This window comes from Cupriavidus sp. 10L43_2 (assembly GCF_056395265.1).
Map to the genome: position 1 here is coordinate 70651 of NZ_JBFTJE010000014.1, position 23501 is coordinate 94151.

18 protein-coding genes are annotated in these 23501 nt (G+C 67.8%); 10 read left to right on the plus strand and 8 right to left on the minus strand.

Annotated elements, in window-relative coordinates; all coding sequences use genetic code 11:
- Window positions 1–47 precede the first annotated feature (47 nt).
- Window positions 48–1391, minus strand: a complete 1344-nt coding sequence (locus tag AC1DEL_RS19210; protein ID WP_092298343.1) for a replication-associated recombination protein A — start codon at window positions 1389–1391, stop codon at window positions 48–50.
- A 178-nt stretch (window positions 1392–1569) separates the two neighbouring features.
- On the opposite strand from AC1DEL_RS19210, the gene AC1DEL_RS19215 reads away from it, so the two are divergent.
- Together AC1DEL_RS19215 and AC1DEL_RS19220 are read left to right on the plus strand one after the other, a co-directional pair.
- The gene (locus AC1DEL_RS19215) at window positions 1570–2253 is read left to right on the plus strand and encodes a hypothetical protein (protein ID WP_092298340.1); all 684 of its coding nucleotides are present in this window, start codon (window positions 1570–1572) and stop codon (window positions 2251–2253) included.
- 104 nt (window positions 2254–2357) lie between these two features.
- Entirely contained in the window at window positions 2358–2525 is a 168-nt protein-coding gene (locus AC1DEL_RS19220; RefSeq protein ID WP_176860900.1) for a hypothetical protein, read from the plus strand.
- A gap of 11 nt (window positions 2526–2536) precedes the next feature.
- On the opposite strand, the gene AC1DEL_RS19225 is transcribed toward AC1DEL_RS19220, so the two are convergent.
- The 3 genes from AC1DEL_RS19225 to AC1DEL_RS19235 all read right to left on the minus strand — a co-directional run bounded on the left by AC1DEL_RS19225 (window position 2537) and on the right by AC1DEL_RS19235 (window position 6081).
- Complete coding sequence (locus tag AC1DEL_RS19225; RefSeq protein ID WP_441644527.1) at window positions 2537–2944, minus strand: hypothetical protein; 408 nt, start codon at window positions 2942–2944, stop codon at window positions 2537–2539.
- Between the two features lie 8 nt (window positions 2945–2952).
- Entirely contained in the window at window positions 2953–3591 is a 639-nt protein-coding gene (gene lolA, locus AC1DEL_RS19230; protein ID WP_092298337.1) for an outer membrane lipoprotein chaperone LolA, read from the minus strand.
- Window positions 3592–3732: 141 nt separating this feature from the next.
- Window positions 3733–6081 carry a DNA translocase FtsK gene (locus tag AC1DEL_RS19235; RefSeq protein WP_477159151.1) on the minus strand — a complete coding sequence of 783 codons (2349 nt, stop codon included), beginning with the start codon at window positions 6079–6081 and terminating at the stop codon, window positions 3733–3735.
- Window positions 6082–6268: 187 nt separating this feature from the next.
- On the opposite strand from AC1DEL_RS19235, the gene trxB reads away from it, so the two are divergent.
- The 3 genes from trxB (at window position 6269) to AC1DEL_RS19250 (ending at window position 8633) form a co-directional block, all read left to right on the plus strand.
- Complete coding sequence (trxB, locus tag AC1DEL_RS19240; RefSeq protein ID WP_092298334.1) at window positions 6269–7222, plus strand: thioredoxin-disulfide reductase; 954 nt, start codon at window positions 6269–6271, stop codon at window positions 7220–7222.
- A gap of 98 nt (window positions 7223–7320) precedes the next feature.
- Complete coding sequence (locus AC1DEL_RS19245; RefSeq protein ID WP_477126128.1) at window positions 7321–7986, plus strand: Smr/MutS family protein; 666 nt, start codon at window positions 7321–7323, stop codon at window positions 7984–7986.
- 5 nt (window positions 7987–7991) lie between these two features.
- Window positions 7992–8633 carry a trimeric intracellular cation channel family protein gene (locus AC1DEL_RS19250; RefSeq protein ID WP_177219978.1) on the plus strand — a complete coding sequence of 214 codons (642 nt, stop codon included), beginning with the start codon at window positions 7992–7994 and terminating at the stop codon, window positions 8631–8633.
- Between the two features lie 69 nt (window positions 8634–8702).
- Here AC1DEL_RS19250 and glnK read toward each other — a convergent pair whose 3' ends face one another.
- Together glnK and AC1DEL_RS19260 are read right to left on the minus strand one after the other, a co-directional pair.
- The gene (gene glnK, locus AC1DEL_RS19255; RefSeq protein ID WP_061957551.1) at window positions 8703–9041 is read right to left on the minus strand and encodes a P-II family nitrogen regulator; all 339 of its coding nucleotides are present in this window, start codon (window positions 9039–9041) and stop codon (window positions 8703–8705) included.
- A 103-nt stretch (window positions 9042–9144) separates the two neighbouring features.
- A complete protein-coding gene (locus AC1DEL_RS19260; RefSeq protein WP_454756865.1) occupies window positions 9145–11211 on the minus strand; it encodes an NAD(+) synthase in 2067 nt (688 codons plus the stop codon).
- A gap of 208 nt (window positions 11212–11419) precedes the next feature.
- Between AC1DEL_RS19260 and AC1DEL_RS19265 the strand changes: the two genes are divergently transcribed.
- Entirely contained in the window at window positions 11420–12655 is a 1236-nt protein-coding gene (locus AC1DEL_RS19265; RefSeq protein ID WP_477126129.1) for a GNAT family N-acetyltransferase, read from the plus strand.
- A gap of 55 nt (window positions 12656–12710) precedes the next feature.
- Here the strand turns inward: AC1DEL_RS19265 and ppa are convergent, their stop codons facing one another.
- Complete coding sequence (ppa, locus tag AC1DEL_RS19270) at window positions 12711–13238, minus strand: inorganic diphosphatase (RefSeq protein ID WP_092298318.1); 528 nt, start codon at window positions 13236–13238, stop codon at window positions 12711–12713.
- Window positions 13239–13426: 188 nt separating this feature from the next.
- Here ppa and AC1DEL_RS19275 point away from each other — a divergent pair, with 188 nt between their 5' ends.
- The 4 genes from AC1DEL_RS19275 (at window position 13427) to AC1DEL_RS19290 (ending at window position 17310) form a co-directional block, all read left to right on the plus strand.
- Window positions 13427–14863 carry an aldehyde dehydrogenase family protein gene (locus tag AC1DEL_RS19275; protein WP_092298315.1) on the plus strand — a complete coding sequence of 479 codons (1437 nt, stop codon included), beginning with the start codon at window positions 13427–13429 and terminating at the stop codon, window positions 14861–14863.
- Window positions 14856–15098: a hypothetical protein gene (locus AC1DEL_RS19280; RefSeq protein WP_092298312.1), complete on the plus strand. Its 243-nt coding sequence runs from the start codon at window positions 14856–14858 to the stop codon at window positions 15096–15098. The genes AC1DEL_RS19275 and AC1DEL_RS19280 overlap by 8 nt, the downstream gene beginning before the upstream one ends.
- Window positions 15099–15166: 68 nt before the next feature.
- A complete protein-coding gene (locus AC1DEL_RS19285) occupies window positions 15167–15940 on the plus strand; it encodes an SDR family oxidoreductase (RefSeq protein WP_477126131.1) in 774 nt (257 codons plus the stop codon).
- A gap of 59 nt (window positions 15941–15999) precedes the next feature.
- Complete coding sequence (locus AC1DEL_RS19290) at window positions 16000–17310, plus strand: MFS transporter (protein ID WP_092298306.1); 1311 nt, start codon at window positions 16000–16002, stop codon at window positions 17308–17310.
- 152 nt (window positions 17311–17462) lie between these two features.
- Here AC1DEL_RS19290 and AC1DEL_RS19295 read toward each other — a convergent pair whose 3' ends face one another.
- On the minus strand, window positions 17463–23474 hold the full coding sequence (locus tag AC1DEL_RS19295; RefSeq protein ID WP_477159152.1) for a hybrid sensor histidine kinase/response regulator: 6012 nt from the start codon (window positions 23472–23474) through the stop codon (window positions 17463–17465).
- Window positions 23475–23501: the final 27 nt, after the last annotated feature.

Below are 23501 nucleotides of genomic sequence, written 5' to 3' on the forward strand. Positions count from 1 at the left end.
GGAGTCAGCGCCCTTTTCCAGCCTTGTTCGGCATTTTCAGAGTCGTCTCACTCTTTCTCACCGCCCTTGTCCGGCCGATGTTCGCGATGCCAGGCCGCGTCGAGGTCGCGCAGATGGCGCAGTTTGTCGCTGATCTTGCCTTCCAGGCCACGTGGTGTGGGCTGGTACCAGTCCTGGCGGCGGAGGTCGTCGGGCAGGTAGTGCTCGCCGGCGGCGTAGGCCTCGGGCTCGTCGTGCGCGTAGCGGTAGGCGTGGCCGTAACCGAGTTCCTTCATCAGCTTGGTCGGCGCGTTGCGCAGGTGCACCGGCACCTGGCGCGACTTGTCCTTGGCCACGAAGGCCCGCGCGGCGTTGTAGGCGTTGTAGCCGGCATTCGATTTCGGGGCGACGGCGAGGTACAGCAGCGCCTGGGCCAGCGCCAGTTCGCCCTCGGGCGAGCCGAGCCGCTCGTAGGTCTCAGCCGCATCTAATGTGATGCGCGCAGCACGTGGATCGGCCAGCCCGATGTCCTCCCAGGCCATCCGCACGATGCGCCGCGCGAGGTAGCGCGGATCGGCGCCGCCATCGAGCATGCGGCAGAACCAGTACAGCGTGCCGTCCGGATCGGACCCGCGCACGGACTTGTGGAGCGCGCTGATCTGGTCGTAGAACGCATCACCGCCCTTGTCGAAGCGGCGCAGGTTCTCGGCCAGCGCGCTGCCCAGCAGCGGCGTGTCGATGCGGTCCTGCCCCGCGTTGCGGGCCGCGCGCGCGACGATCTCGATATTGTTCAGCAGCTTGCGCCCGTCGCCGTCGGCCGAGCCGACGATCAGCTGGAGCGCCTCGTCCTCCCAGGTCAGCCCGCCCAGTTCCTCGCTGGCGCGCAGCACGAGCTGCTTCAGTTCGGCGTCGTCCAGACTCTTGAGCACGTAGACGGCCGCCCGGGACAGCAGCGCGCCGTTGACCTCGAACGATGGGTTTTCCGTGGTGGCGCCGATGAACGTGAACAGGCCGCTTTCCACGTGCGGCAGAAAGGCATCCTGCTGGCTCTTGTTGAAGCGGTGCACTTCGTCGACAAACACCAGCGTGCGGCGGCCGTGGGCGCGGTACTGCTCGGCGCGCTCCACCGCCTCGCGGATGTCCTTGACGCCCGACAGCACGGCCGACAGCGCGATGAACTCGGCATCGAACGCGCTGGCCATCAGCCGCGCCAGCGTGGTCTTGCCCACGCCGGGCGGACCCCACAGGATCATCGAATGCGGCTCGCCGGACGCGAACGCCACGCGCAGCGGCTTGCCGGCCCCCAGCAGATGCTGCTGGCCGATGACTTCGTCGATGGTGCGCGGGCGCAGGCGTTCCGCCAGCGGCTGCCGGGAACGTTCAGGGGGGTCGGAAAACAGCGAATCCGCCACGATGGTTCTACCTCTTGGATCTGGGCGCGCGCGGGCTGGCCGCGGCGCGGAACGTGACAGTGTAGACCATCGCCCGATGGCCTAAAGAATCCCTTCAACCTTGCCGATAACATCCAATGGCCCGCGTATCACCCGACCGGGCGTGGCAGATTCATCGGTTACAAGTTCGAGGATCCCTATGCTGCGTTACCGCATGCTGTTGTTCAAGATGTCCCGCCTCGCGAGCAAGAACAAGCTCAGCGGCGTGGAAGAAATCTCGTTGGCAGGGCAGTTTTCCGAAATGATCGGATCGCAGGAGGAGGCCGACCGCCTGATCGAGGATCTGGTCGACCATGAGAACCCGCAGGTACGCCGCATCGGACTGTCCGCGATCCGGCGCTCGCGCCGCTTCGGCGGTCGGATGCTGATGCCCGCGCTGCTGCGCCGGCTGGCCGATGTGGAAGGCTGGCTGCGCCATGACGCGGTGTGGATCGTCCAGGAAGGCCAGTTCGATGGCGCCGAACTGCGCGCGGCGCTGCGCCGCGTGGCCGGCAACGTGCGGCTGCCGCAGGACGCGGTGCGGGCCAAGGCCAATCCGGCCGATGGTCCGCTGCACGCGGCCGTGCGCGCGCGCCAGGCGCTGGACGTGCTGATCAAGAAATCGGCGGAAGCGCACAATGCTGCACTTGCTGCCGGCGGCGGCCTGCCCGGCGCCACCGATGGCCAGCCCTATGCCCAGGGCTCGGTCGGCCATATCCGCGCCGTGCACCGGCAGTTGCAGCGCAAGATGGCAGGGCGCAAGCTCAACAGCAGCACCAAGCTGCGGTTCAAGAAGGTGGAAAGCCAGTATCCGCCCAACGACAACCGCCGCTTCCTCCTCTGATACCATGGGGCTCGCCTTGACGCTTACCTAGGTCTACCCAGGCTTGCCCAGCTTTTCCAACCCCGCCGGCCCGACGGCCGGCTCGCCAGGAGGAAGCCACTGCCATGGCCATCACGACCCGCATCCGCAAGAAGAAGCAATATCGGAAAGCCGTGTTGAAGTTGCGCGCCGCGATCAAGCGCGGCGACGAGGAAGCGATCAGGATCCGGCGCGAGAAACTGCAGAAGCTGCCGGTGCCGCGCCAGCGCTACGCGCGCGAAGCGCAGGCGTAGCGCCGCGGGCGTCAGCCCTTGGCCCGGTCGGCCAGCGTCTTCATGGCGTCCGCAGGCAGCGGGCCATGGCAGGTCCGCTCGCCGCCGGCCACTCCCACCACCAGCCATACCTTGTCCGGCGCATCGGCCGGATGGAGCAGCCATGCCGGCCCACGCGCCGCATTGCTGGCCGGCAGGTCTTCCAGCACCCCGCTGTGCGCCGATTGGAGCAGCGTGGCGCACTGCGAGTGCGGCACGCGCGTGGCCTTGAGGAAGTCCGGATTGCCGAGCACTTCGGGCATGGCCGTATCCGATGCACGCAGGAAGGCATCCACGTCGAACCGATTGGCCGGCGCCTGGGCGCAGGCGGCCAGCAGCAGGACGGCGGCCCCGGCCAGCAGGCGGGGCTTCAGAACGGACGGCGAAAAATCGGCGGGCATGGTGGGCCTCATTGCTTCATCACGTCGGCGCCCTTCGGCACCGTGAAGCGGAACGTGTCCGCCGGCAGCGACGGATTCTTCTGCATCGCCGAGAAGGTCAGCAGCGTGGTATTGCCGAAGGCATCGCGCAACTCCATCGCCTCCAGGTTGCCGGCCTTGAAGCCGATCTGGATCTTCTCGAACTGGGTGTCTTTCGACTTTGGCGTCAGCTCCAGCCATTCCACGCCGTCGCGCGTGGCGCCGTTCTTCACATCGAAATTCTTGCTCAGGTCGTTGCTCCCGAACAGGATGGCGGCCGGGCTCGAGCCCAGCGCGTTGTCCAGCTTGCGCTCGGTCACCTGGTTCAGGTCTTTATCGTAGATGAACAGCGTCTGGCCATCGGCCTGGAGCAGTTGCTCGTAGGGCTTGGTGTAGCGCCACGTGAACTTGCCGGGGCGCGAGAACGCGAAAGTGCCGCTGGACGTGCCGCCGGCCTTGCCTTCGCCGCCCTGCCCCTTGAGCTGTTTCTGGGTGAATTCGCCACGCGCGGTCTTCACGCTGGTCACAAAACTCTGCAGCTGGTCTGTCGCGGCGGCCTGGGCGGCCGATGCGGCAGCCGTCAGCAGCACAAGCGCGGCGCAGGTGGACGCAAGAATGCGATGTCGCATGGAGTCAGCCTTTCCTGAGTAGTGGATGCCCGGTTAGAGCCGGGCGCGGGGCGCCGGATTCCTGTGACCGGGGTAACGGTATGTTACGCGTCACATTTGACGCCGGCCACCCTTCGCCGCCCTTTGCCGCCCCGGACGCGTTCAGTCGTCGTCGCGCGCGCCCGCCCCGGCGCCGGCGCCGGCGCCGGCGGGCACCAGGATGTCGCGGTTGCCGTTGCCCGACATGGCCGAGACCAGTCCGGCCTTCTCCATATCCTCGAGCAGCCGCGCGGCGCGGTTGTAGCCGATGCGCAGGTGGCGCTGCACCAGCGAGATCGACGCCCGGCGATTCTTGACCACCACCTCGACGGCCTGATCGTACAGCGGATCGGCCTCGCCGCCCCCGCCGCCAATGCCAGCGCCGCCGCCCAGGCTGTCGCCCGCGCCGTCGCCATCGACCAGCCCGCCTTCGAGAATGCCCTCGATATAGTTGGCCTCGCCGGACGCCTTGAGCTGCTCCACCACGCGGTGCACTTCCTCATCGGAGACGAAGGCGCCGTGAACGCGCACCGGAAACCCGGTGCCCGGCGCGAGGTAGAGCATGTCGCCCATGCCCAGCAGCGCCTCGGCGCCCTGCTGGTCGAGGATGGTGCGCGAGTCGATCTTGCTGCTGACCTGGAACGCGATCCGCGTCGGCACATTGGCCTTGATCAGGCCGGTAATCACATCCACGGACGGCCGCTGGGTGGCCAGCACCAAATGCAGGCCGGCCGCGCGGGCCTTCTGGGCGATACGGGCGATCAGTTCCTCGACCTTCTTGCCCACCACCATCATCAGGTCGGCCAGTTCGTCGATGACGATGACGATGGTCGGCAGCTTCTCGAGCGGCTCGGGGGCGTCCGGCGTCAGGCTGAACGGATTCGGCACCTTTTCCTCGCGCGCCGCCGCCTCATCGATCTTCTTGTTGTAGCCGGCCAGGTTGCGCACGCCCAGCTTGCTCATGAGCTTGTAGCGCCGCTCCATCTCGCCCACGGCCCAGTTCAGCGCGTTGCCGGCCTGGCGCATGTCCGTGACCACCGGGCAGAGCAGGTGCGGAATGCCCTCGTAGACGCTCATTTCCAGCATCTTCGGGTCGATCAGGATCAGGCGCACGGCCTCGGGCTTGGCCTTGTAGAGCAGCGACAGGATCATCGCGTTGATGCCCACCGACTTGCCSGAGCCRGTSGTGCCGGCCACCATGCAGTGCGGCATCTTGGCSAGGTCSGCCACCATCGGCTTGCCGGCGATGTCCTTGCCCAGCGCCATGGTCAGGCTGGACGCGCTTTCGTTGTAGACGTGGGAACCGAGAATTTCAGTCAGGCGAACGGTCTGGCGCTTGGGGTTCGGCAGCTCCAGCCCCATGTAGTTCTTGCCCGGGATGGTTTCCACCACGCGGATCGACACCAGCGACAGCGAACGCGCCAGGTCGCGCGCCAGATTGACGATCTGACTGCCCTTGACGCCGGTAGCCGGCTCGATCTCATAGCGGGTGATGACCGGCCCCGGGTAGGCGGCCACGACCTTGACTTCGACGCCGAAGTCCTTGAGCTTCTTCTCGATCAGCCGCGACGTGAATTCGAGCGTTTCGGCGCTCACCGTCTCCTGATGGGCCGGCACGGCGTCGAGCAGCGACAGCGGCGGCAGGTCGGAGTCCTGGATATCGGCGAACAGCGGCTGCTGCTTCTCGCGCTCCACCCGTTCGTGCTTGGGCACGGCCTGCGGGCGCACGATCTGCACCGGGGTGGCTTCCTCCTGGCGCACGCGCTGCACTTCCACGGTYTCGGTSCGYWCSACCTTGGCCGCSKCRCCGATGATGCGGTCCTGCTTSYTCTCGCGGCGSGCCTTGAAGCCGAGGAACAGCGTTTCGACGAAGCCGCCGACGTGTTCGGCCACGGAGAGCCAGGAGAAATGGAAGAACAGCGACAGCCCGATGGCGAACATCAGCAGCAACAGCAGCGTGGCGCCGGAAAAGCCCAGCGCCAGTTGCAGCCAGCCGCCGAGCAGGTCGCCCAGCACGCCACCCGGGGCGCGCGGCAGCGCGGCGCGCAGCGGGTACATGCGGATGGCCTCGAGGCCCATGCTCGATACCAGCGTCAGGCCAAAGCCGATCCAGCTGATCGCCACGCTGTGCTGCGGATCCGGCACGCGCTCGGGGAGTTCGGCGGTCAGGGTGCGCCAGCCGCGCCAGCAGCGGCGCATCAGCAGCACGCTCCACCAGTAGGCGGAGAAGCCGAAGATGAAGAACAGCACGTCCGCCACCCAGGCGCCCACGCGGCCGCCCAGATTGTGGATATCGGCCACCTGGCTGGCGTGAGACCAGCCGGGGTCCGCCTTGCTGTAGCTGGCCAGCACGCACACGAAGCCGAGCGTAACGGCCAGCAGCAGGAACCAGCGCACCTCGCCCAGCAGCTTGGCGATTCGCGAGGGGAGTGCCGACGGGTCGGTCCGGGTAGTGGTGGTAGCGCGGGCCATGCCTTGGGTTCGGATGATCGCTTCAGATCGCTCGGGGTGGACGATGGCGGCCATTTTAACCTTGCGCGCGCTATCGGCCCCATTGGAATTTGCAACAGTCGGCAAACGCCAGCCCACTTATAATGGCGGTTTCGAGTTACACCGGCGCGAACGCAACACGCGCGTACGCCGGCCACAGGAACGCAACATGTCCGCAAAACACGCAAAAGTGCTGATTCTCGGGTCGGGTCCGGCCGGCTACACCGCCGCCGTCTACGCCGCCCGCGCCAACCTCCAGCCCGTGCTGATTACCGGCCTGGCCCAGGGCGGCCAGCTGATGACCACCACCGACGTGGAAAACTGGCCCGCCGACGCCAATGGCGTGCAGGGCCCGGACCTGATGCAGCGTTTCCTGGCCCATGCCGAGCGCTTCAACACCGAAATCATCTTCGATCACATCCACACGGCCAAGCTGACCGAGAAGCCGATCCGCCTGATCGGGGACTCGGGCGAGTACACCTGCGACGCGCTGATCATCGCCACGGGCGCCTCGGCGCAGTACCTGGGCCTGCCGTCGGAAGAGTCGTTCATGGGCCGCGGCGTGTCCGCCTGCGCCACCTGCGACGGTTTCTTCTACAAGAACCAGGAAGTCGCCGTGGTCGGCGGCGGCAACACGGCCGTGGAAGAGGCGCTGTACCTGTCGCATATCGCCAGCAAGGTCACCCTGATCCACCGCCGCGACAAGTTCAAGGCCGAACCGATCCTGGTGGACCGCCTGCTCCAGCGCGTCAAGGAAGGCCGCGTGGAACTGCGCTACGACCATACGCTCGATGAAGTGCTGGGCGATGAGTCGGGCGTGACCGGCCTGCGCATCCGCAGCACCAAGGACACCGCCAAGACCGAGGACCTGAAGCTGGCCGGCGTGTTCGTGGCGATTGGCCACAAGCCGAACACCGACCTCTTCGTGGGCCAGTTGGACATGAAGAACGGCTACATCGTGACCAAGAGCGGCCTGTCCGGCGATGCCACGGCCACCAACATCCCGGGCGTGTTCGCCGCCGGCGACGTGCAGGACCACATCTACCGCCAGGCCATCACCAGCGCCGGCACGGGCTGCATGGCCGCGCTGGACGCCCAGCGCTTCGTAGAGGCACTGCAGTAAGCGCCACGGCCTCCACCCCCTCCGACGTGGACGGCGCGGAGGCCGCTCCCCCTCGCAATCCCCTTATAATCGACGCCGAGCCCCCGGAGAATCTTTCCATGTCGCACGGCGCAAAATCCCCTTCCAAGCGCTTCGGCCTGCACGATCTGGCCGCGGTGCGTGACAATCTCAAGGCTGACGCCGAACGCCGCGAGGCCGAGCGCGTGGCCGCCGAAGCCGCCGCCCGCCGCGCCGACGAGGAAGCCAACGTCTTCCGCAGCAATGTCGGCCAGGTCAGCGCCCTGCGTGACCGTAACCACGTGGCGCATCCGCCCAAGCGTCCCCCGCCCGTCGCCGTCCAGACCCAGCTTAACGACAAAGCCGTGCTGGAAGCCTCGTTGTCCGACGAATTCGATGTCGAGAATCTGCTCGATATCGACGAAACCATGTCGTTCCGGCGCCCCGGTATCGGCATCGACGTGGTCCGCAAGCTCCGCCGTGGCGAGTGGGTACCGCAAGACAAAGTGGACCTGCACGGCCTGCGCAGCGACGAGGCGCGCGAGGCACTGGCCGAATTCCTGCGCCGCTCGGTGCGCAACGGCGTGCGTTGCGTGCGCGTGATCCACGGCAAGGGCATCGGCTCCCCGGACAAGCTGCCGGTCCTCAAGGGCAAGGTGCGCAGCTGGCTGGTGCAGAAGGAGGAAGTCATCGCCTTCGTCCAGGCCCGCGAGTCGCTGGGCGGGGCCGGCGCCCTAATGGTCTTGCTGCGTCAGCCCCGCGCCTGATGTCGATGCACCTGCCGTTCGATCTGTTGATGGGGCGGCTGCCGCTGATCCTCCATGCGATGGAGGTGGTCGGCGTGCTCGCGTTTGCGATTTCGGGCGTGGTGGATGCGCGCAAGCAGCGGCTCGATGCCGTCGGCACGTTCATCGTCGCGTTCGCCACCGCGTTCGGCGGCGGCACCGTGCGCGACGTCCTGCTGGACCGGCGCCCGTTCTACTGGGTCGAGCACGAGTACTACGTGCTGCTGATCTTCGCGATGTCGATCGGCGCGGCCATCGTATTTCGCGTGGTGAGCACGGTGGCCTCGAACCGGGCGATGCTGGTCGCCGATGCCATCGGCCTGGGGCTGTTCTCCGTCACGGGCACCTCGCTGGCGCTGGTGGCGCAGATGACGCCGACCGTGGCGGTGATGATGGGCATCATCTCGGCAGTGTTCGGCGGCGTGGTCCGCGACGTGCTCTGCAATGAAGTGCCGATGATCCTGCGCGACCGCTCGCCCTACGCCACCTGCTCGTTTGTGGGCTGCTGGGTCTATGTCGGCCTGACTTGGCTACGCGCCGACCAGGAGGCGGCGCTGCTGACCGGGGCGCTTGTCACGATCGCCATGCGCCTGCTGTCCGTACAGCTTGGCTGGAAACTGCCAAGCTAGCAGAACCCTCAGAAACGAAAAAAAGCCGGCGCTGGGCCGGCTTTTTTGCGTCTGGACGATGAGTCCCAATCAGACTGCGGCTTCGTCCTGCTCACCGGTGCGGATACGGATCACGCGCTCGATCTCGGTCACAAAGATCTTGCCGTCACCGATCTTGCCCGTGTGGGCAGCCTTCACGATCGAATCGAGCACGGTGTCGAGCTGGTTCTCGGCCACGACCACTTCGATCTTGATCTTCGGCAGGAAATCGACCACGTACTCGGCGCCACGATACAGCTCGGTGTGGCCCTTCTGGCGGCCGAAGCCCTTTACCTCAGTCACGGTGAGGCCGGTCACGCCCACATCCGCCAGCGCCTCGCGCACTTCGTCGAGCTTGAACGGTTTGATGATGGCGGTAATCTGCTTCATGGCTGGCCTCTATTTGTGTTTGTCGGAAGATGACAGATTCTAGCCCGAAACCCGCCTCGGGATTGCGGGTATGGGCACACTTGGCCCCTTCGCCCCGGTTCGATCAGTCCGGAATCCGGGCCAGATCACGCACCCAGACCGCCGATTCCCCGTCGCTCGGGGCGCGCCAGTCGCCACGCGGCGAAAGCGACCCGCCCGAGCCCACTTTCGGGGCATTCGGCACGCAGGACCGCTTGAACTGGCTGGTGCGGAAGAATCGGTCGACGAAAATCCCCAGAACGCGCTTGATCTCGGCAAGTTCGTAGGCGTTACGCGCAACATGCGGCCCGTTCGGCCATTCGCCGCGCGCCACGTCGCCCCAGGCGCTGAGCGCCAGGAAGGCCACCTTGCTGGGCGAAAACCCGAAGCGCAGCGTGTAGTAGAGGTTGAAATCCTGCAATTCATACGGCCCGATGACCTGCTCGGTCTTCTGGCCCGGCGCCTTGTCCTGGCCGTCCGCAGCTGTGCCGCCGGGCACCAGTTCGGGGCTGATATCGGTGTCGAGCACGGCCGTCAGCACCGCTTCCCCGCCCTCCGCCACCTGGCCCGTTTCGGCCACCCAGCGCACCAGATGGCTGATCAGCGTCTTCGGCACGCTGGCGTTGACGTTGTAGTGGGACATATGGTCACCCACCCCGTAGGTACACCAGCCCAGCGCCAGTTCGCTGAGGTCGCCGGTGCCAATCACGATGGCGTGATTGTGGTTGGCCAGCCGGAACAGGTGGTTGGTGCGCTCGCCGGCCTGCACGTTCTCGAAGGTCACGTCGTAAACCGGCTCGCCTTTCGCGTACGGATGGTCGAGATCTTTCAGCATCGCCATGCAACTGGGACGAATATCGATCTCGCGCGCCGTGCAGCCAATCCAGGTCATCAGTTGCCGCGCCTGATCGAGCGTGCGGTCGCTGGTGGCGAAGCCCGGCATGGTGTAGCCGAGGATATTGGCGCGCGGCAGGCCCAGGCGGTCCATCGCGGCGGCGCAGACCAGCAGGGCATGGGTGGAATCCAGCCCACCCGAGACGCCGATAACCACCTTCGAAATCTTGCTCGACGACAGCCGCTGCACCAGCGCCTGCACCTGGATGTTGTAGACCTCCATGCAGCGCTCGTCGCGGCGGCGCGGATCGGCCGGCACATAGGGGAAGCGCTCTACCTTGCGCGCGAGCGGCAGGTTCTGCGTCGTGGGCACGTCCACGCGGAAGGAGACGATCTCGAATTTCTCGACTTCCTCGCGATGACGGCGCACCGAATGGCCGAAGGTGGTCTGGTGCATGCGCTCGCGCGAGAGCCGCTCCAGGTCCACATCGGCCGTCAACAGGTGGGAACGGTCCGAAAACCGCTCCGATTCGCCCAGAAGTTCCCCGTTCTCGTAGATCAGCGCCTGGCCGTCCCAGGCCAGGTCGGTGGAGGACTCCCCCTTGCCCGCCGAGGTGTACAGGTAGGCCGCCAGGCAGCGTGCCGACTGCTGCGACACCAGCTGGTGCCGGTAGCCGGACTTGCCGATGACGATATTCGACGCCGACAGGTTCACCAGCACCGTGGCCCCGGCCAGCGCGGCGAACGACGACGGCGGCACCGGCACCCAGACATCCTCGCAGATTTCCACGTGGAAACGGAAGAACGGGATGTTCTCGATCTCGAACAGCAGCCCAGCGCCGAACGGCACCGTGGCACCGAGCAGCGAGATACGGCCCTCGGTGGGGGCGCAGTCCGCCGCGCTGAACTGGCGCGCCTCGTAGAATTCCCAATAGTTCGGCAGGTAACTCTTTGGCACCACGCCCTGGATGGCGCCGTTGGCCACCACCACGGCGCAGTTGAATAGCTGATGTTCCACCACCAGCGGCATCCCGACCACCAGCGCGGCCGGCAGCGACACCGAGGCTTCCACGATGCGCTGGAGCGCCAGTTCGCACTCGCGCAGCAGCGCGCGCTGATGGAACAGGTCGTCGCAGGTGTAGGCCGACAGGCCCAGTTCCGGGAACGCGACCAGCGCCGCGCCGCCTTGCACGGCCTGGCGGGCCAGCTCCAGGGTCTGGTCGGCGTTATAGGCCGGATCCGCCACGCGGCACTCGGGCACGCCCACGGCCACGCGCGCAAAGCCGTGGGAATACAGGTTGAAGAACGGATGAGTCATGTCTGGCCTTCGGATTCGGGACGCCCGCATGCCGGCGCGGCAATCGGCGTGATGCCTGTCATTCTACGATGCGCACCGCGCAACCGTCGTGCACGCCACCTGGCGGCCCATGGCTGCGCCGCCGCACGTCTTCCGGTAGACTCGTCCGGCACCTGACGGACGTCAGACGGATCAAATAATCTTCAATTCTTGAGTGGGATCGGGCGGAATGCAGTCGGAATCGTGTCAGCCGGTGAGTGCACAGCCGGACACCCCGGTGGCTAACTACCGGACGGAGATCGTCCTGGACCTGGCCGAGGTGCCAGCCGCCGACTGGGACGCCCTCGTGGCCGCCCAGCCCGACGCCACGCCCTTCCTGCGCCACGCCTTCCTGCACGCGATGCACACCAGCGGCAGCGCCACCGACGACACCGGCTGGTCGCCGCGCTTCCTGACGCTCTGGGTACAAGACGGGGTGCAAGCCGGCCACGGCACGGGCCGCGACCGGCTGGCCGCTGCGATGCCGCTCTACGCGAAATCGCATTCCTACGGCGAGTATGTGTTCGACTGGGCCTGGGCCGACGCCTATCGCCAGCACGACGTGCCCTACTACCCCAAGTGGCTGTCCGCCATTCCGTTCACGCCGGTGCGCGGCGCCCGGCTGCTGGCCGAGGACGACATCGCCCGCCGCCTGCTGCTGCGCTTTGCGCTGGCGTTGGCCGAGGAATCGGGCATGTCCTCGCTGCACGTGCTGTTTCCGTCCGACCATGAGGCCGATTTGATGGACGAAGCCGGCATGATGATGCGGCATGGCGTGCAGTTCCACTGGACCAACCCCGGCTACGCCGACTTTGACGCCTTTTTGGCCACGCTTTCGCAGAAGAAGCGCAAGAATATCCGCGCGGAGCGCCGGCGCGTGGCGGAGGCAGGCATCACCTTCCGGCAGCTGCGCGGGGCGGAGATCGACGATGAGGCGTGGAAGTTCTTCAACCGCTGCTATCGCCAGACCTACCGCGAGCACCATTCGTCGCCCTACCTGAATCTGGACTTTTTCCGGCGCATCGGCGAGACCATGCCCGAGAACCTGCTGCTGGTGGTAGCCACCCGTGACGGCCGCGACATCGCCAGTTCGCTGGTCGTGTTCGATACCGATCCACGCGTCAGCACGCTCTATGGCCGCTACTGGGGCGCGCTGGAGCACCACCCGTGCCTCCACTTCGAGACTGCGTACTACCAGCCGCTCGAATTCTGTATCGCCGAGGGCCTGCGCACCTTCGAAGGCGGCGCGCAGGGCGAGCACAAGATGGCGCGCGGCTTCCTGCCGGTGGCCACGCGATCCGCGCACTGGCTGGCGCACCCGTCCTTCGCCGATGCAGTGGAGCGCTTCCTGGCCCGCGAGCGCCAGGGCATCGACGCCTATCTCGACGAGTTGAACGATCACAGCCCCTTTGCCCGGGGCGAATAAAAAAACCCGCCAACTGGCGGGTTTTTTATCGATCATCGATCTGGTGCGAACCAGCTTACTTCTTGAAGTTCGCCACGCCGTCGGTGATTTCCTTGTGGGCTTCTTCGATGCCGGCCCAGCCGTCCACCTTGACCCACTTGCCGGCCTCAAGTGCCTTGTAGTGCTCAAAGAAGTGCTTGATCTGGTCGAGCGTGTTTTGCGGCACGTCGGACAGGCCCTTCATGAAGGCGGTAGCCGGGCTCAGCTTGTCCACGGGCACGGCCACCAGCTTGGCGTCCACGCCGGACTCGTCGGTCATCTTCAGCATGCCGAGCGCACGGCAGCGCACCACCGCGCCGGCCAGGATCGGGAACGGCGTCAGCACCAGCACGTCCACCGGGTCGCCGTCACCGGACAGCGTTTTCGGAATGAAGCCGTAGTTGGCCGGGTAGCGCATGCCCGTGCCGATGAAACGGTCGACGAACAGCAGGCCGGTTTCCTTGTCGGCCTCGTACTTCACCGGATCGCTCTGAGCCGAAATCTCGATGATGACGTTGAAATCGTTGGGAAGGTCCTTGCCCGGGGAGACGAGGTTGAAGCTCATGCGAGTTCTCCGAATGCCAGTGTTGTGGGATGGCGGGCATTATAGCGGTTCGCTCCTGACCCCACGCTGACAAGCACTGCAGCCGTGCCGCGCCCGAAGTACCAAGTGCCTTGCGCGGCGCGCACGGTGCGCGATAATGCGGCATTCCCGATTCAGCAGTCGCTCCATACCCGAGCACGGAGATAAGCATGCACGCCCAGCACTTCGTCGCCAACCGCCTGATCGCCCCCGATTCCGGCCTGCGCATCAAGGTTTTCGATCCCTCCAACGGCGAGCCGTTCGCCGAGATTGCCCGTGGCAACAGCACGGACATCAGCGTGGCCGTGCTGGCCGCCCGCCAGGCCGCCGAGGGCGCCTGGGGTGCCATGGCACCTGCAGAGCGTGTCCGCCTGTTGAACCGCGTGGCCGTCAAGCTGATGGACCACGAGGACGAACTGGCCGCGCTGGAGGCCCGCGACACCGGCAAGCCGCTGCGCCAGGCCCGCGCGGACGCCCGCGCCGTGGCCCGCTATTTCGAGTTCTACGCCGGCGCGGCGGACAAGCTGCACGGCCAGACCATCCCCTACCAGCCCGGCTACACGGTGCTGACCGTGCGCGAGCCGCACGGCGTGACGGGCCACATCATCCCCTGGAACTACCCGCTCCAGATCTTCGGCCGCAGCGTCGGCGCGGCCCTGGCCACCGGCAACGCCTGCGTGGTCAAGCCTGCGGAGGATGCCTGCCTGTCCCTGCTGCGCGTGGCCGAACTGGCTGCCGAGGCCGGCCTGCCGGAAGGCGCGCTCAATATCGTCACTGGCTATGGCCACGAGGCCGGCGCCGCGCTGGCCCGCCATCCGGGCATCAACCATATCTCCTTCACGGGCTCGCCCGAGACCGGCAAGATCGTCGCCCAGCTGGCGGCCGAAAACCATGTGCCGGTGACGCTGGAACTGGGCGGCAAGTCCCCGCAGATCGTGTTTGCCGATGCCGACCTGGACGTGCTGCTGCCCGTCATCGTCAACGGCATCGTCCAGAACGCCGGCCAGACCTGCTCGGCCGGCAGCCGGCTGCTGGTGGAGCGCTCTGTCTACGAGACCCTGCTGGACCGGCTCTCGGGCGTGTTCGAGTCGCTGCGCGTGGGGCCGTCCCAACTCGACCTCGAATGCGGCCCGCTGATCAGCCGCAAGCAGCAGCAACGCGTCTGGGACTTCGTTTCCGATGCCCAGCACGCCGGTATTGCGGTGATGGCGCAGGGCCAGATCGTCGGCGAGGCCCCGGAGTCTGGCTACTACCAGGTGCCGATGCTGTTCCGCGACGTGCCGCCCACGCACCGGCTGGCCCAGGAGGAAGTCTTCGGCCCGCTGCTGGCGGCGATGCCCTTCGATAGCGAGGAAGAAGCGCTGCGCCTCGCCAACGGCACCGCCTACGGGCTGGTGGCCGGCCTGTGGACGCGCGACGGCGCCCGCCAGCTGCGGCTGGCCCGCAAGCTGCGCGCCGGCCAGGTCTTCATCAACAACTACGGCGCCGGCGGCGGCGTGGAGCTGCCGTTCGGCGGCACCGGCCAGTCGGGCTACGGCCGCGAGAAGGGCTTCGAGGCCCTGTACGGATTCACCACTCTGAAAACCATCGCCATTCAACATGGGTAACATCAATTTTCTGTCGATCGCGTTCGCCATCTTCTTTTTCTGGATGGCCTGGCATGTCCGGAACAAGCGTGCCACCAACCCGTCCGGCATGCCCCGCCTGCAGGTGTTCAAGCGCAAATGGGGCGACACCGTGGGCGACCGCGTCCACTGGTGCCTCTACGTGGCCCTGCCCTTCCTGCTGGCCGTGATGATGGTGGCCAACGCCCTGCGCGGACGGGGGCCGTTCTCGCACTAGTTAACTAGCAGCATGTCCGCCAGCGGCGCCAAGACCGCGACGGGCCTATCGATATAGGAGACAGCAACATGGCAAGACTGACTGGCAAGGTAGCCGTGGTCACGGGCGGTGGCTCGGGTTTCGGCGAAGGCATCGCCCATACGTTCGCGCGCGAAGGCGCCGCCGTGATGGTGGCTGACCTCAACCTGGAGGCGGCCGAGCGCGTCGCCGCCGCGATCCGCGAACAATATGGCGAGACCGGTGGCAACGCCCGCGCCGTCCGGGCCGACGTAGCCCAGGGCGACGACGTGGCCGCCATGCGCGACGCCACGCTGGCCGCCTTCGGCGACGTGCACATCGTGGTCAACAACGCCGGCACCACCCATCGCAACAAGCCGATCCTGGAAATCACCGAAGACGAGTTCGACCGCGTCTACGCGGTCAACGTCAAGAGCATCTACTGGTCGGCCCGGCACTTCATCCCCCACTTCCGCCAGCGCGGCGGCGGCAACTTCGTCAACGTGGCTTCCACCGCCGGCATCCGGCCCCGCCCAGGGCTGGTCTGGTACAACGGCAGCAAGGGCGCCGTCATCACGGCCAGCAAGGCCATGGCGGCCGAACTCGGCCCGGACAACATCCGCGTGAACTGCGTCAACCCGGTGATCGGAGCCACCGGCCTGCTCGAACAGTTCATGGGCCTGCCGGACACCCCCGAGAACCGCGCCAAATTCCTCGCCACGATCCCCATGGGGCGCATGTCCACCCCGCAGGACGTGGCCAATGCCTGCCTCTACCTCGCCTCGGACGAGGCGGCGTTCATCACCGGCACCTGTATCGAAGTGGACGGCGGGCGCTGCGTGTAGCGCCCGCCCCCTTCACAACCCGCGGCAACGTCTTATAAGAACCCAATGAGGAGACATTCATGACAACGACCGCAGTGAACCCCGGCGTGCGCGACGCCGGTTTCGAAGACGCCACCTACCGCAAGGTGAGCTGGCGCCTCGTGCCCTTTCTGTTGCTGTGCTACGTGGTGGCCTACCTGGACCGCGTGAACGTGGGCTTCGCCAAGCTCCAGATGCTCAACGACCTCAAGTTCAGCGAGACCATCTACGGGCTGGGTGCCGGCATCTTCTTCATCGGCTACTTCCTGTTCGAGGTCCCCAGCAACGTGATCCTGCATCGCGTGGGCGCGCGCATCTGGATCGCCCGGATCATGATCACCTGGGGCTTGATCTCGGCGTCGATGATGTTCGTGACCACGCCGACGATGTTCTACGTGCTGCGTTTCCTGCTTGGCGTGGCCGAAGCGGGATTCTTCCCCGGCATCATCCTGTACCTGACCTACTGGTACCCGGCGGAGCGGCGCGGGCGCACCACCACGTTCTTCATGACGGCTATCGCGCTCTCGGGCGTGATCGGCGGGCCGCTGTCCGGCTGGGTCATGCAGGCGTTCGATGGCCACAACGGCTGGTCCGGCTGGCAGTGGATGTTCCTGCTCGAAGGCATTCCGTCGATCCTGGTCGGCCTGTGGGTGCTCGCCTACCTCGATGACCGCATCCGCCACGCCAAGTGGCTGACCGAGGACGAGAAGGCGCTGCTCGAGCGCAATATCGCCAACGAGGAGCAGCACAAGGAAGACCCGCCGATCCGCAAGGTGCTGTCCAGCCCGCGCGTCTGGCTGATGAGCGCGATCTACTTCTGCTTCGTGATGGGCCTCTACGGCGTGAGTTTCTGGCTGCCGACGATCATCAAGCAGACCGGCGTGAAGGGCGCGCTGGACATCGGCCTGCTGACGGCGATTCCCTACGGCTGCGCGGTGATCGGCATGATCCTGGTGGCGTATAGCGCCGACAAGCGGGGCGAGCGGCGCTGGCATATCGCGCTGCCGGCGCTGGCCGGGGCGGTGGGGCTGGTGCTGTCGGTGCAGTGGCATGGCGACACCACGCTGGCCATGGTGGCGCTGACGCTGGCCACCATCGGCATCCTGACCACGCTGCCGCTGTTCTGGAGCCTGCCCACGGCCTTCCTGGCCGGCACGGGCGCAGCGGCTGGTATCGCGCTGATCAACTCGCTCGGCAACCTGGCCGGCTTTATCAGCCCCTACGCGGTGGGCTGGCTCAAGGACCTGACCCAGAGCACCGACTCGGGCATGTATCTGCTGGCGATCTGCCTGGTGGCGGGCGCGGCGCTGACGCTGTCGGTGCCGGCGACGATGGTGAATCGCAAGGCTTGACGCTATTGGCTTCGGCCAACGCCGTCCCTCTCCCCCGCCCCTCTCCCGGAGGGAGAGGGGAGAACACCGGGAGCATCTGAAACGCCAACTGTTGTCTCCCCTCTCCCGCTTGCGGGAGAGGGGTCGGGGGAGCGGGCCGGCGCGTCAAGCCCTCAGGCGTCGCCCAGCATCTGAGCCACCGAGCCGGCAGCGTTGCCGGCCTTCTCGCCGATCAGCTGGCGCAGCGTACGCAGCAGTTCATCCTCATTGAACGGCTTGCCCAGATAGACGTTCACGCCGATCTCGGCCGCGTAGCGGCGGTGCTTCTCGGCCGTACGTGACGTAATCATCACCACCGGCATGTGCGTGGTGCGGCTATCGGCGCGGACGTTGCGCGTGAGGTCGAAGCCGTCCATGTTCGGCATCTCGATATCCACGAGCATCGCGTCCGGCATCACCTCCTGCAACTGCCGCAGCGCATCCACGCCATCGCGCGCCAGCACCACCTGGTAGCCCGCGCGCGTCAGCAGCCGCTGGCTGGCCTTGCGCACCGTGAGCGAATCGTCGACCACCATCACGGTAGGCAGCGTCATCAGGCCCGAGACCGGCCGGGCATCCCCTGCCCCGACGAACTCGGCCACCGCGCCGGTGTTGTCGGTCGATGCCAGAAGCGCCGTCGGCGTCACCTCGCCGCGCTCGCGCACGAACCGCTGCGCCAGCACCACCGGGTTGTAGATCAGCACGATCTCGCCATCGCCGAGCGTGGTGGCGCCGGCAATGCCCTCCAGACGCGCGAGGTGGGGACCGATATGCTTCACCACCACTTCGCGGTTGCCGATCACCTCGTCCACGTGCACCGCCACGCGGTCCGCGCCCGAGCGCACCACCACCACGGGCGAATACTTCCGGCCCGAGGCAATCGCCGCGCTCTCTTCGAGCAGCGTGCCGAAATAGTAGAACGGCGCTTCCACGCCGGCGCCCGGACCCGTCGTCGCGCCGAAGCGGCCGGCGTTGTAGGCTTCCAGCAGCGGCTTTTCGCGCAGCTGGTGGACCTGGTCGATCATGCCGCTCGGCATCGCATACAGGCGGCCGCCCAGCGAGACCAGCAGCACCTGCGTGATGGCCGTGGTCAGCGGCAGGTGCACCGTGAAGCTGGTGCCCCGACCCGCCTCGGTGGAGAGCGTGATCCGGCCGCCCAGCGCCACGGTTTCGGCCCGGACTACGTCCATGCCCACGCCGCGCCCGGCCAGCTCGGACACCTCGTCCGCCGTCGAGAAGCCCGGCGTGAAAATCATCTCGGTCAGGCGCGCGTCGCTGGCGTCTTCCTCGTGCGTCAGCAACTGGCGGCTGATGGCCCGCTCGCGGATACGCCCGAGGTCCAGCCCGCCACCGTCGTCGAAGAAGGTCAGCACCACCTCGTTGCCTTCCTGCTGCACTTCCAGCGTCAGCGCGCCCGTGGTGGACTTGCCCACTGCGCGGCGTGCGTCCGCCGGCTCGATGCCGTGCACCACGGCATTGCGGATCAAGTGCTCGATCGGGCCGGCCATGCGGTCCAGCACCGAGCGGTCGATCTCCACCGTGCCGCCCTTGATCAGCAGGCGCACTTCCTTGCCGGTTTCGGTGGCCGACTGGCGCGCCACGCGGTACAGGCGCTCGGCCAGTGCATCGAACTGCACCATGCGGGCCTGCATCAGCCCGCGTTGCAGGCCGCGCGTGAGCCGGGCCTGTGCGGCGAGGTCACCCGAGGCGCGGTCGAAGCCGCGCTGCAGGTTCTGCTCCACCGTGGCCACGTCGTTCACGGACTCGGCCATCATCCGGGTCAGTTCCTGGAACCGCGTGAAGCGGTCGAACTCGAGCGGATCGAAGTCCGGGCTCTGCTGCGTATCGGCAATCCGCGACGCCATCTGCGTCTCGGCCTGGATTTCGATCTCGCGCAACTGGGTGCGCAGACGCCCCACGTTGTCGTTCAGTTCGCCGAGGTAGGCGCGCAGCGCTTCCAGCTCGCTGTCCAGCCGGGCGCGCGTGGCGCCGACTTCGCCGGCGTCGTTGATCAGCGTGTCCAGCGCCCGGGCCTGCACGCGCACCAGCGCGCGCTGGCGGTCGGCCTCCGGGGCCTTGGTAGCAGTGGCCGGCAGTTGCGGAGCGGCCGTGGCCAGTGCGGTGCCCGGGGTGTCGATCGATGCCGTGATGGCAGCCGGCGCATCGGCCGAGGCAGCGGGCACTGCGTCCGGCTCGACCAGCCCGTTCACCACATCGGCATCGTCCACCGGCAGCAGGCGGCCGTTCTGGAGCGCGTCCACGTGCGCGAGGATCCGGTCGTACCAGGCGTAGAGCTTGCCGAACAGGTCCGGCGTCACGCGCTGGCCGCGCACGGAGGCTTCCAGCAGCGTTTCCATTTCATGCGCGGCCTGCCCCAGCGCCATCGCGCCGGCCATGCGGGCGCTGCCCTTGAGCGTGTGCAGCGCGCGCAGCACCAGCCCGCCCTGCTGCGTCTCCTCGGGCGTGGCTTCCCAGGTGCGCACCAGCTTGCCGAGTTCCGGCAGGCTGCCGTGGGCTTCTTCCAGGAAGATGTCGACCAGATCGGCGTCCAGCGACGACGCGTCGAGCGATTCGTCCGACTGCGGCACCTCCGGCGACTGCGCGGAGACATGGGCGACAGCCACCTGCTCATGACGCGGCGCCGTCGGCATGGCGATGACCACGGCGTCGTGCACCGGAGTGACCGGGCTGATGGGCGTTAGCGTCGGCGGGGCCACCGGCGGCAGCGAGGTGATCGGCGTCAGCTTGGCCGGCGCATCGGTCACGGCCGGCAGTGCCGGGGTCGGCGCGGCCGGTTCGGTAACGGGCGGCAGCGGCGACAGCGGCGTGGCCTGCAGGATCTGGGTATTGCCGAATAGCTGCGCGACCGAGCCTTCCTGGTCCGCCTGCGCCTGCTCGCCCGTCACGGTGGCGCGCGGGCGCATCAGCGCGCGTTCGCCGAAATCGTTCAGGTCACGGCACAGCGCCGGGTCGGCATCGGGCCAGACCCCGGCGGCGAACTGGTGCAGCATCGCGCGCAGCCGCTCCACGGCCTGCTCGAGCAGGCGGAAGTCGCCCGGATGCATCACCACGGGGTGGCGGCCCAGCAGCAACAGCAGTTGTTCGAGGGCCTCGGCGATGTCGCGCACCGGCTCCAGCCCCACCGTGGAGGCACTGCCCTGCAGCGTATGCGCCACGCGCAACGCCAGCTCGCTCGGGCACGGATGGTTCTCGTGCTTCCACTCGGACAGGTCGGTGGCGAACTGGCGCACCAGATCGTCGGCCTCCTGCAGGTAGACGTTGTAGAGCGCCAGCCCGATGCGCACCGGGCCAATCACCTTGTAGTGGTCGTCGTCGCTGGCCAGCCCGCCCGAGAGGCGGAACGGCAGCACATTGCTGTCCTCGGCCTCGGCCGCCGGCTGCTCAGGGGCGACCGGCTGCGCCGGGGCGGCCTGCCCGGGCGCGTTGGCCTGGGCGTGGGCCAGCAGGGCATCGAGCGAATCAATGGCATCTTCCGGCGCCGCGGCGGGCGCATCGGCAGACAGATCGGCCTGACCGGGCTCGCGCACGGCCTGGGCTTCCGCCACAAGCGCGGCGATGTCGCGCTGGGTGCCGGCGTCGGCCTGCAGGGCGACGGCCCATTCGCGCAGCAGATCGTGCGCGTGGTGCAGCAGCGCCAGCAGCGCGGGCATCGGCTCGCGTGCCTCGGCAATCCACAGGTTCATCACCTGTTCGATAGCCCACGCGGCCTCGCCGTAGCGGTTCAGGCCGACCATGCGGCTGGAACCCTTGAGCGTGTGGAAGGCGCGGCGTGTGCGGCTCAGCACGTCGGCGTCGCGCAGCGCGTCGAGCCCGCCGGGCAAGTCGGCGGCGATGTTGCCGAGCACTTCCTCGGCTTCGGACAGGAAGATCTCGAGCAGTTCGGCGTCGACCCCGGCGGCGTCGCTGGGCATCGGGGCGGACGGCGCGGCGGACGAGGCCAGCCCGGCGGCGGGCATCGGGTCGGCCAGCGCCACGATCATGCGTTCGGCGGCGGAGTCGCTGCCGGCCAGCCACGCGTGCAGCTGCGTGGTGGCGTCGGTGACCTGGCGGCGCAGCGCGGCATCGTCGTCGATGGCGGCCTGGTCGCTCACAGCCTGCAAGGCGGCGCGCAGGCGCTGGATCTCGGGCGAATCGGCGCCGGCGGCTACGCGGATGGCGTCCATCGCAGCGTGGCGCGCGGCGGCCAGCGCGGTGGCGGGCACCTCGTCGTTCCGGCGCGGCGCGAGGGCGCCGTCGTCGGTGGCATCGGCCTGACGGCGGCCGAATTCGAGGATGTCGGCAAAGGCATRCACCGCGCCGAGTTCGGCGGCAATCTCGGCCAACTGGGCCACGCGGGCCGGCTGGGTGTCGATGCCACGCAGCACGTCCAGCCGCGCCAGCACGGCGCGCGTGGCGGCCAGTGCGGCGGTGGCGGCTTCGTCGATGCCTTCCGGCATCGCGGCGCTACCGATCAAACGCTCCAGCGTGGCCAGCAGCCCGCCAAACGCCTGCGCGGCATCGCCGAGCGTGTTGACGGCATCGGGCTTGGCCGCGTTGCGGTCGAAGGTATCGAGCCAGGACTCGCCGCTGTCGAGCTGGGCGCGCAGCCGGGTCACGGCCTCGGCGCGCAGCGCCTGGGCGTTGGCGGTCTCGACCATCGTGGCGAGCCAGTCAGGCGCGGTGGCGGCGGGGTCGGCCAGGCAGGCGGCGAGCTGGTCGCAGCGGGCGGCGAATTCGGCGGCGGACGCATGGCCGGACTGGCCATGCACGCGCCACGGCATGGCCAGCGCGCGCGCGAGGAACAGCGCCACGCCGGTTGGCCCCAGGGCGGCGCCGGTCTCGCCGGGCACGTTGCGCTGCCCGGCATGGGCAGCGGAATGGGCAACAGCGGCGCTCAGGCAGTGCTGGAGCGCGGGCTGGGCCAGCGGCTGCGCGGCCTCGGCCAGCGAAGCCAGCGCGAGTTCCCATCCGGCCTGATCGTCGGCAGCCGCGCGCTCGATCGCGGCCGCGGCGTTCTGGAGGTTGCGCGTGTCGATCGGATCGAGCCAGCCGTAGTAGCGCCGGCGATAGTCGGCACGCGCCACGGCGTGGGCCGGATCGACGCGGAAAGCCTGCAGGCCGCGCGCGATGTCGGCGCGCAGCACCTGCACGGCGGCCTGTACCGCCGGCGGCGTGGTGTCCTCAGGGCCATCGGGCGTCAGGCCGGTGCTGACCAGCAGGAACACGGCATCGTTGAGCAGCGCCTGCGGCACGCGCACCTGCCCTTGCAGGTACTGGCGCAGCAGCAGGTGGGCGCGCGCGGCGAAGCGCTTGGCGAGCAGGTCGGACGGCAGCAGCCCGTGCGCCAGCGCGCGGAACACCATCGACAGCGTCAGCCAGATGCCCCGGTCCGGGGTATCGGTGGTGCGGCGCGCGTTCTGTTCGTGGTTCCGAACATCGTCCAGCGCCGTTTGCAGCGGCAGGTAGGCTTCGCGCAGCAGCGCGCCGTCCGTGCAGGGCGTGGGCAGGCGCAGCGCCTTGAGCAGCGCGGCCTCGAAGCGCTGGCGCGCGCGCGTGACCGACGACGTGGAGCGCGTGGGCAGCACGATGCCGGGCAGCATCTGCAATTCCTCCAGCCACAGGTCGGCCGGATGGACGCGCTCCTCCTTCATCAGGACAAGGGCGTCGGCGTAGGGCTGGAACAGGCGCAGCGGATCCTCGGGATCGCCGGCCATCAGGTCATCGACATACTCGGCCAGGGCCTGCACGCCGCGCCGGAACACGCCGAGCGTCTCCGGGCTGGCGGCGACGGTACCGGCGTCGATGGCTTCCAGCAGGCGGCGCATGGCCTGGCAGTGCGCATCCACGCCACGCAGGCCGACGATGTGTACCGCCCCGGCAGCCTGGTGCAGCTGCTGGCCGGCCAGGCGCAGCGACGTGGTGTCGCGCGCGCCCAGCGCCTCGGGGGCCTGCTGGATCTCGTCCACATAGTGGCCAAGCTCGGCGGCGGCATCGTCCAGCGCGGTACGCAGGCTCGGCGCGAGCCAGGCCAGCACCGACAGGTCGCGCTGCGGCACGGCGGCCGGCGTGGCCGCCTCGCCCTGCACCGGCGGTTGCGGCGCGGCCGGGTCAGCCACGTCGCTCGATACGGAAAAATTCAATGACATGACACAATCCGTTGCGCCCGCGCGCGG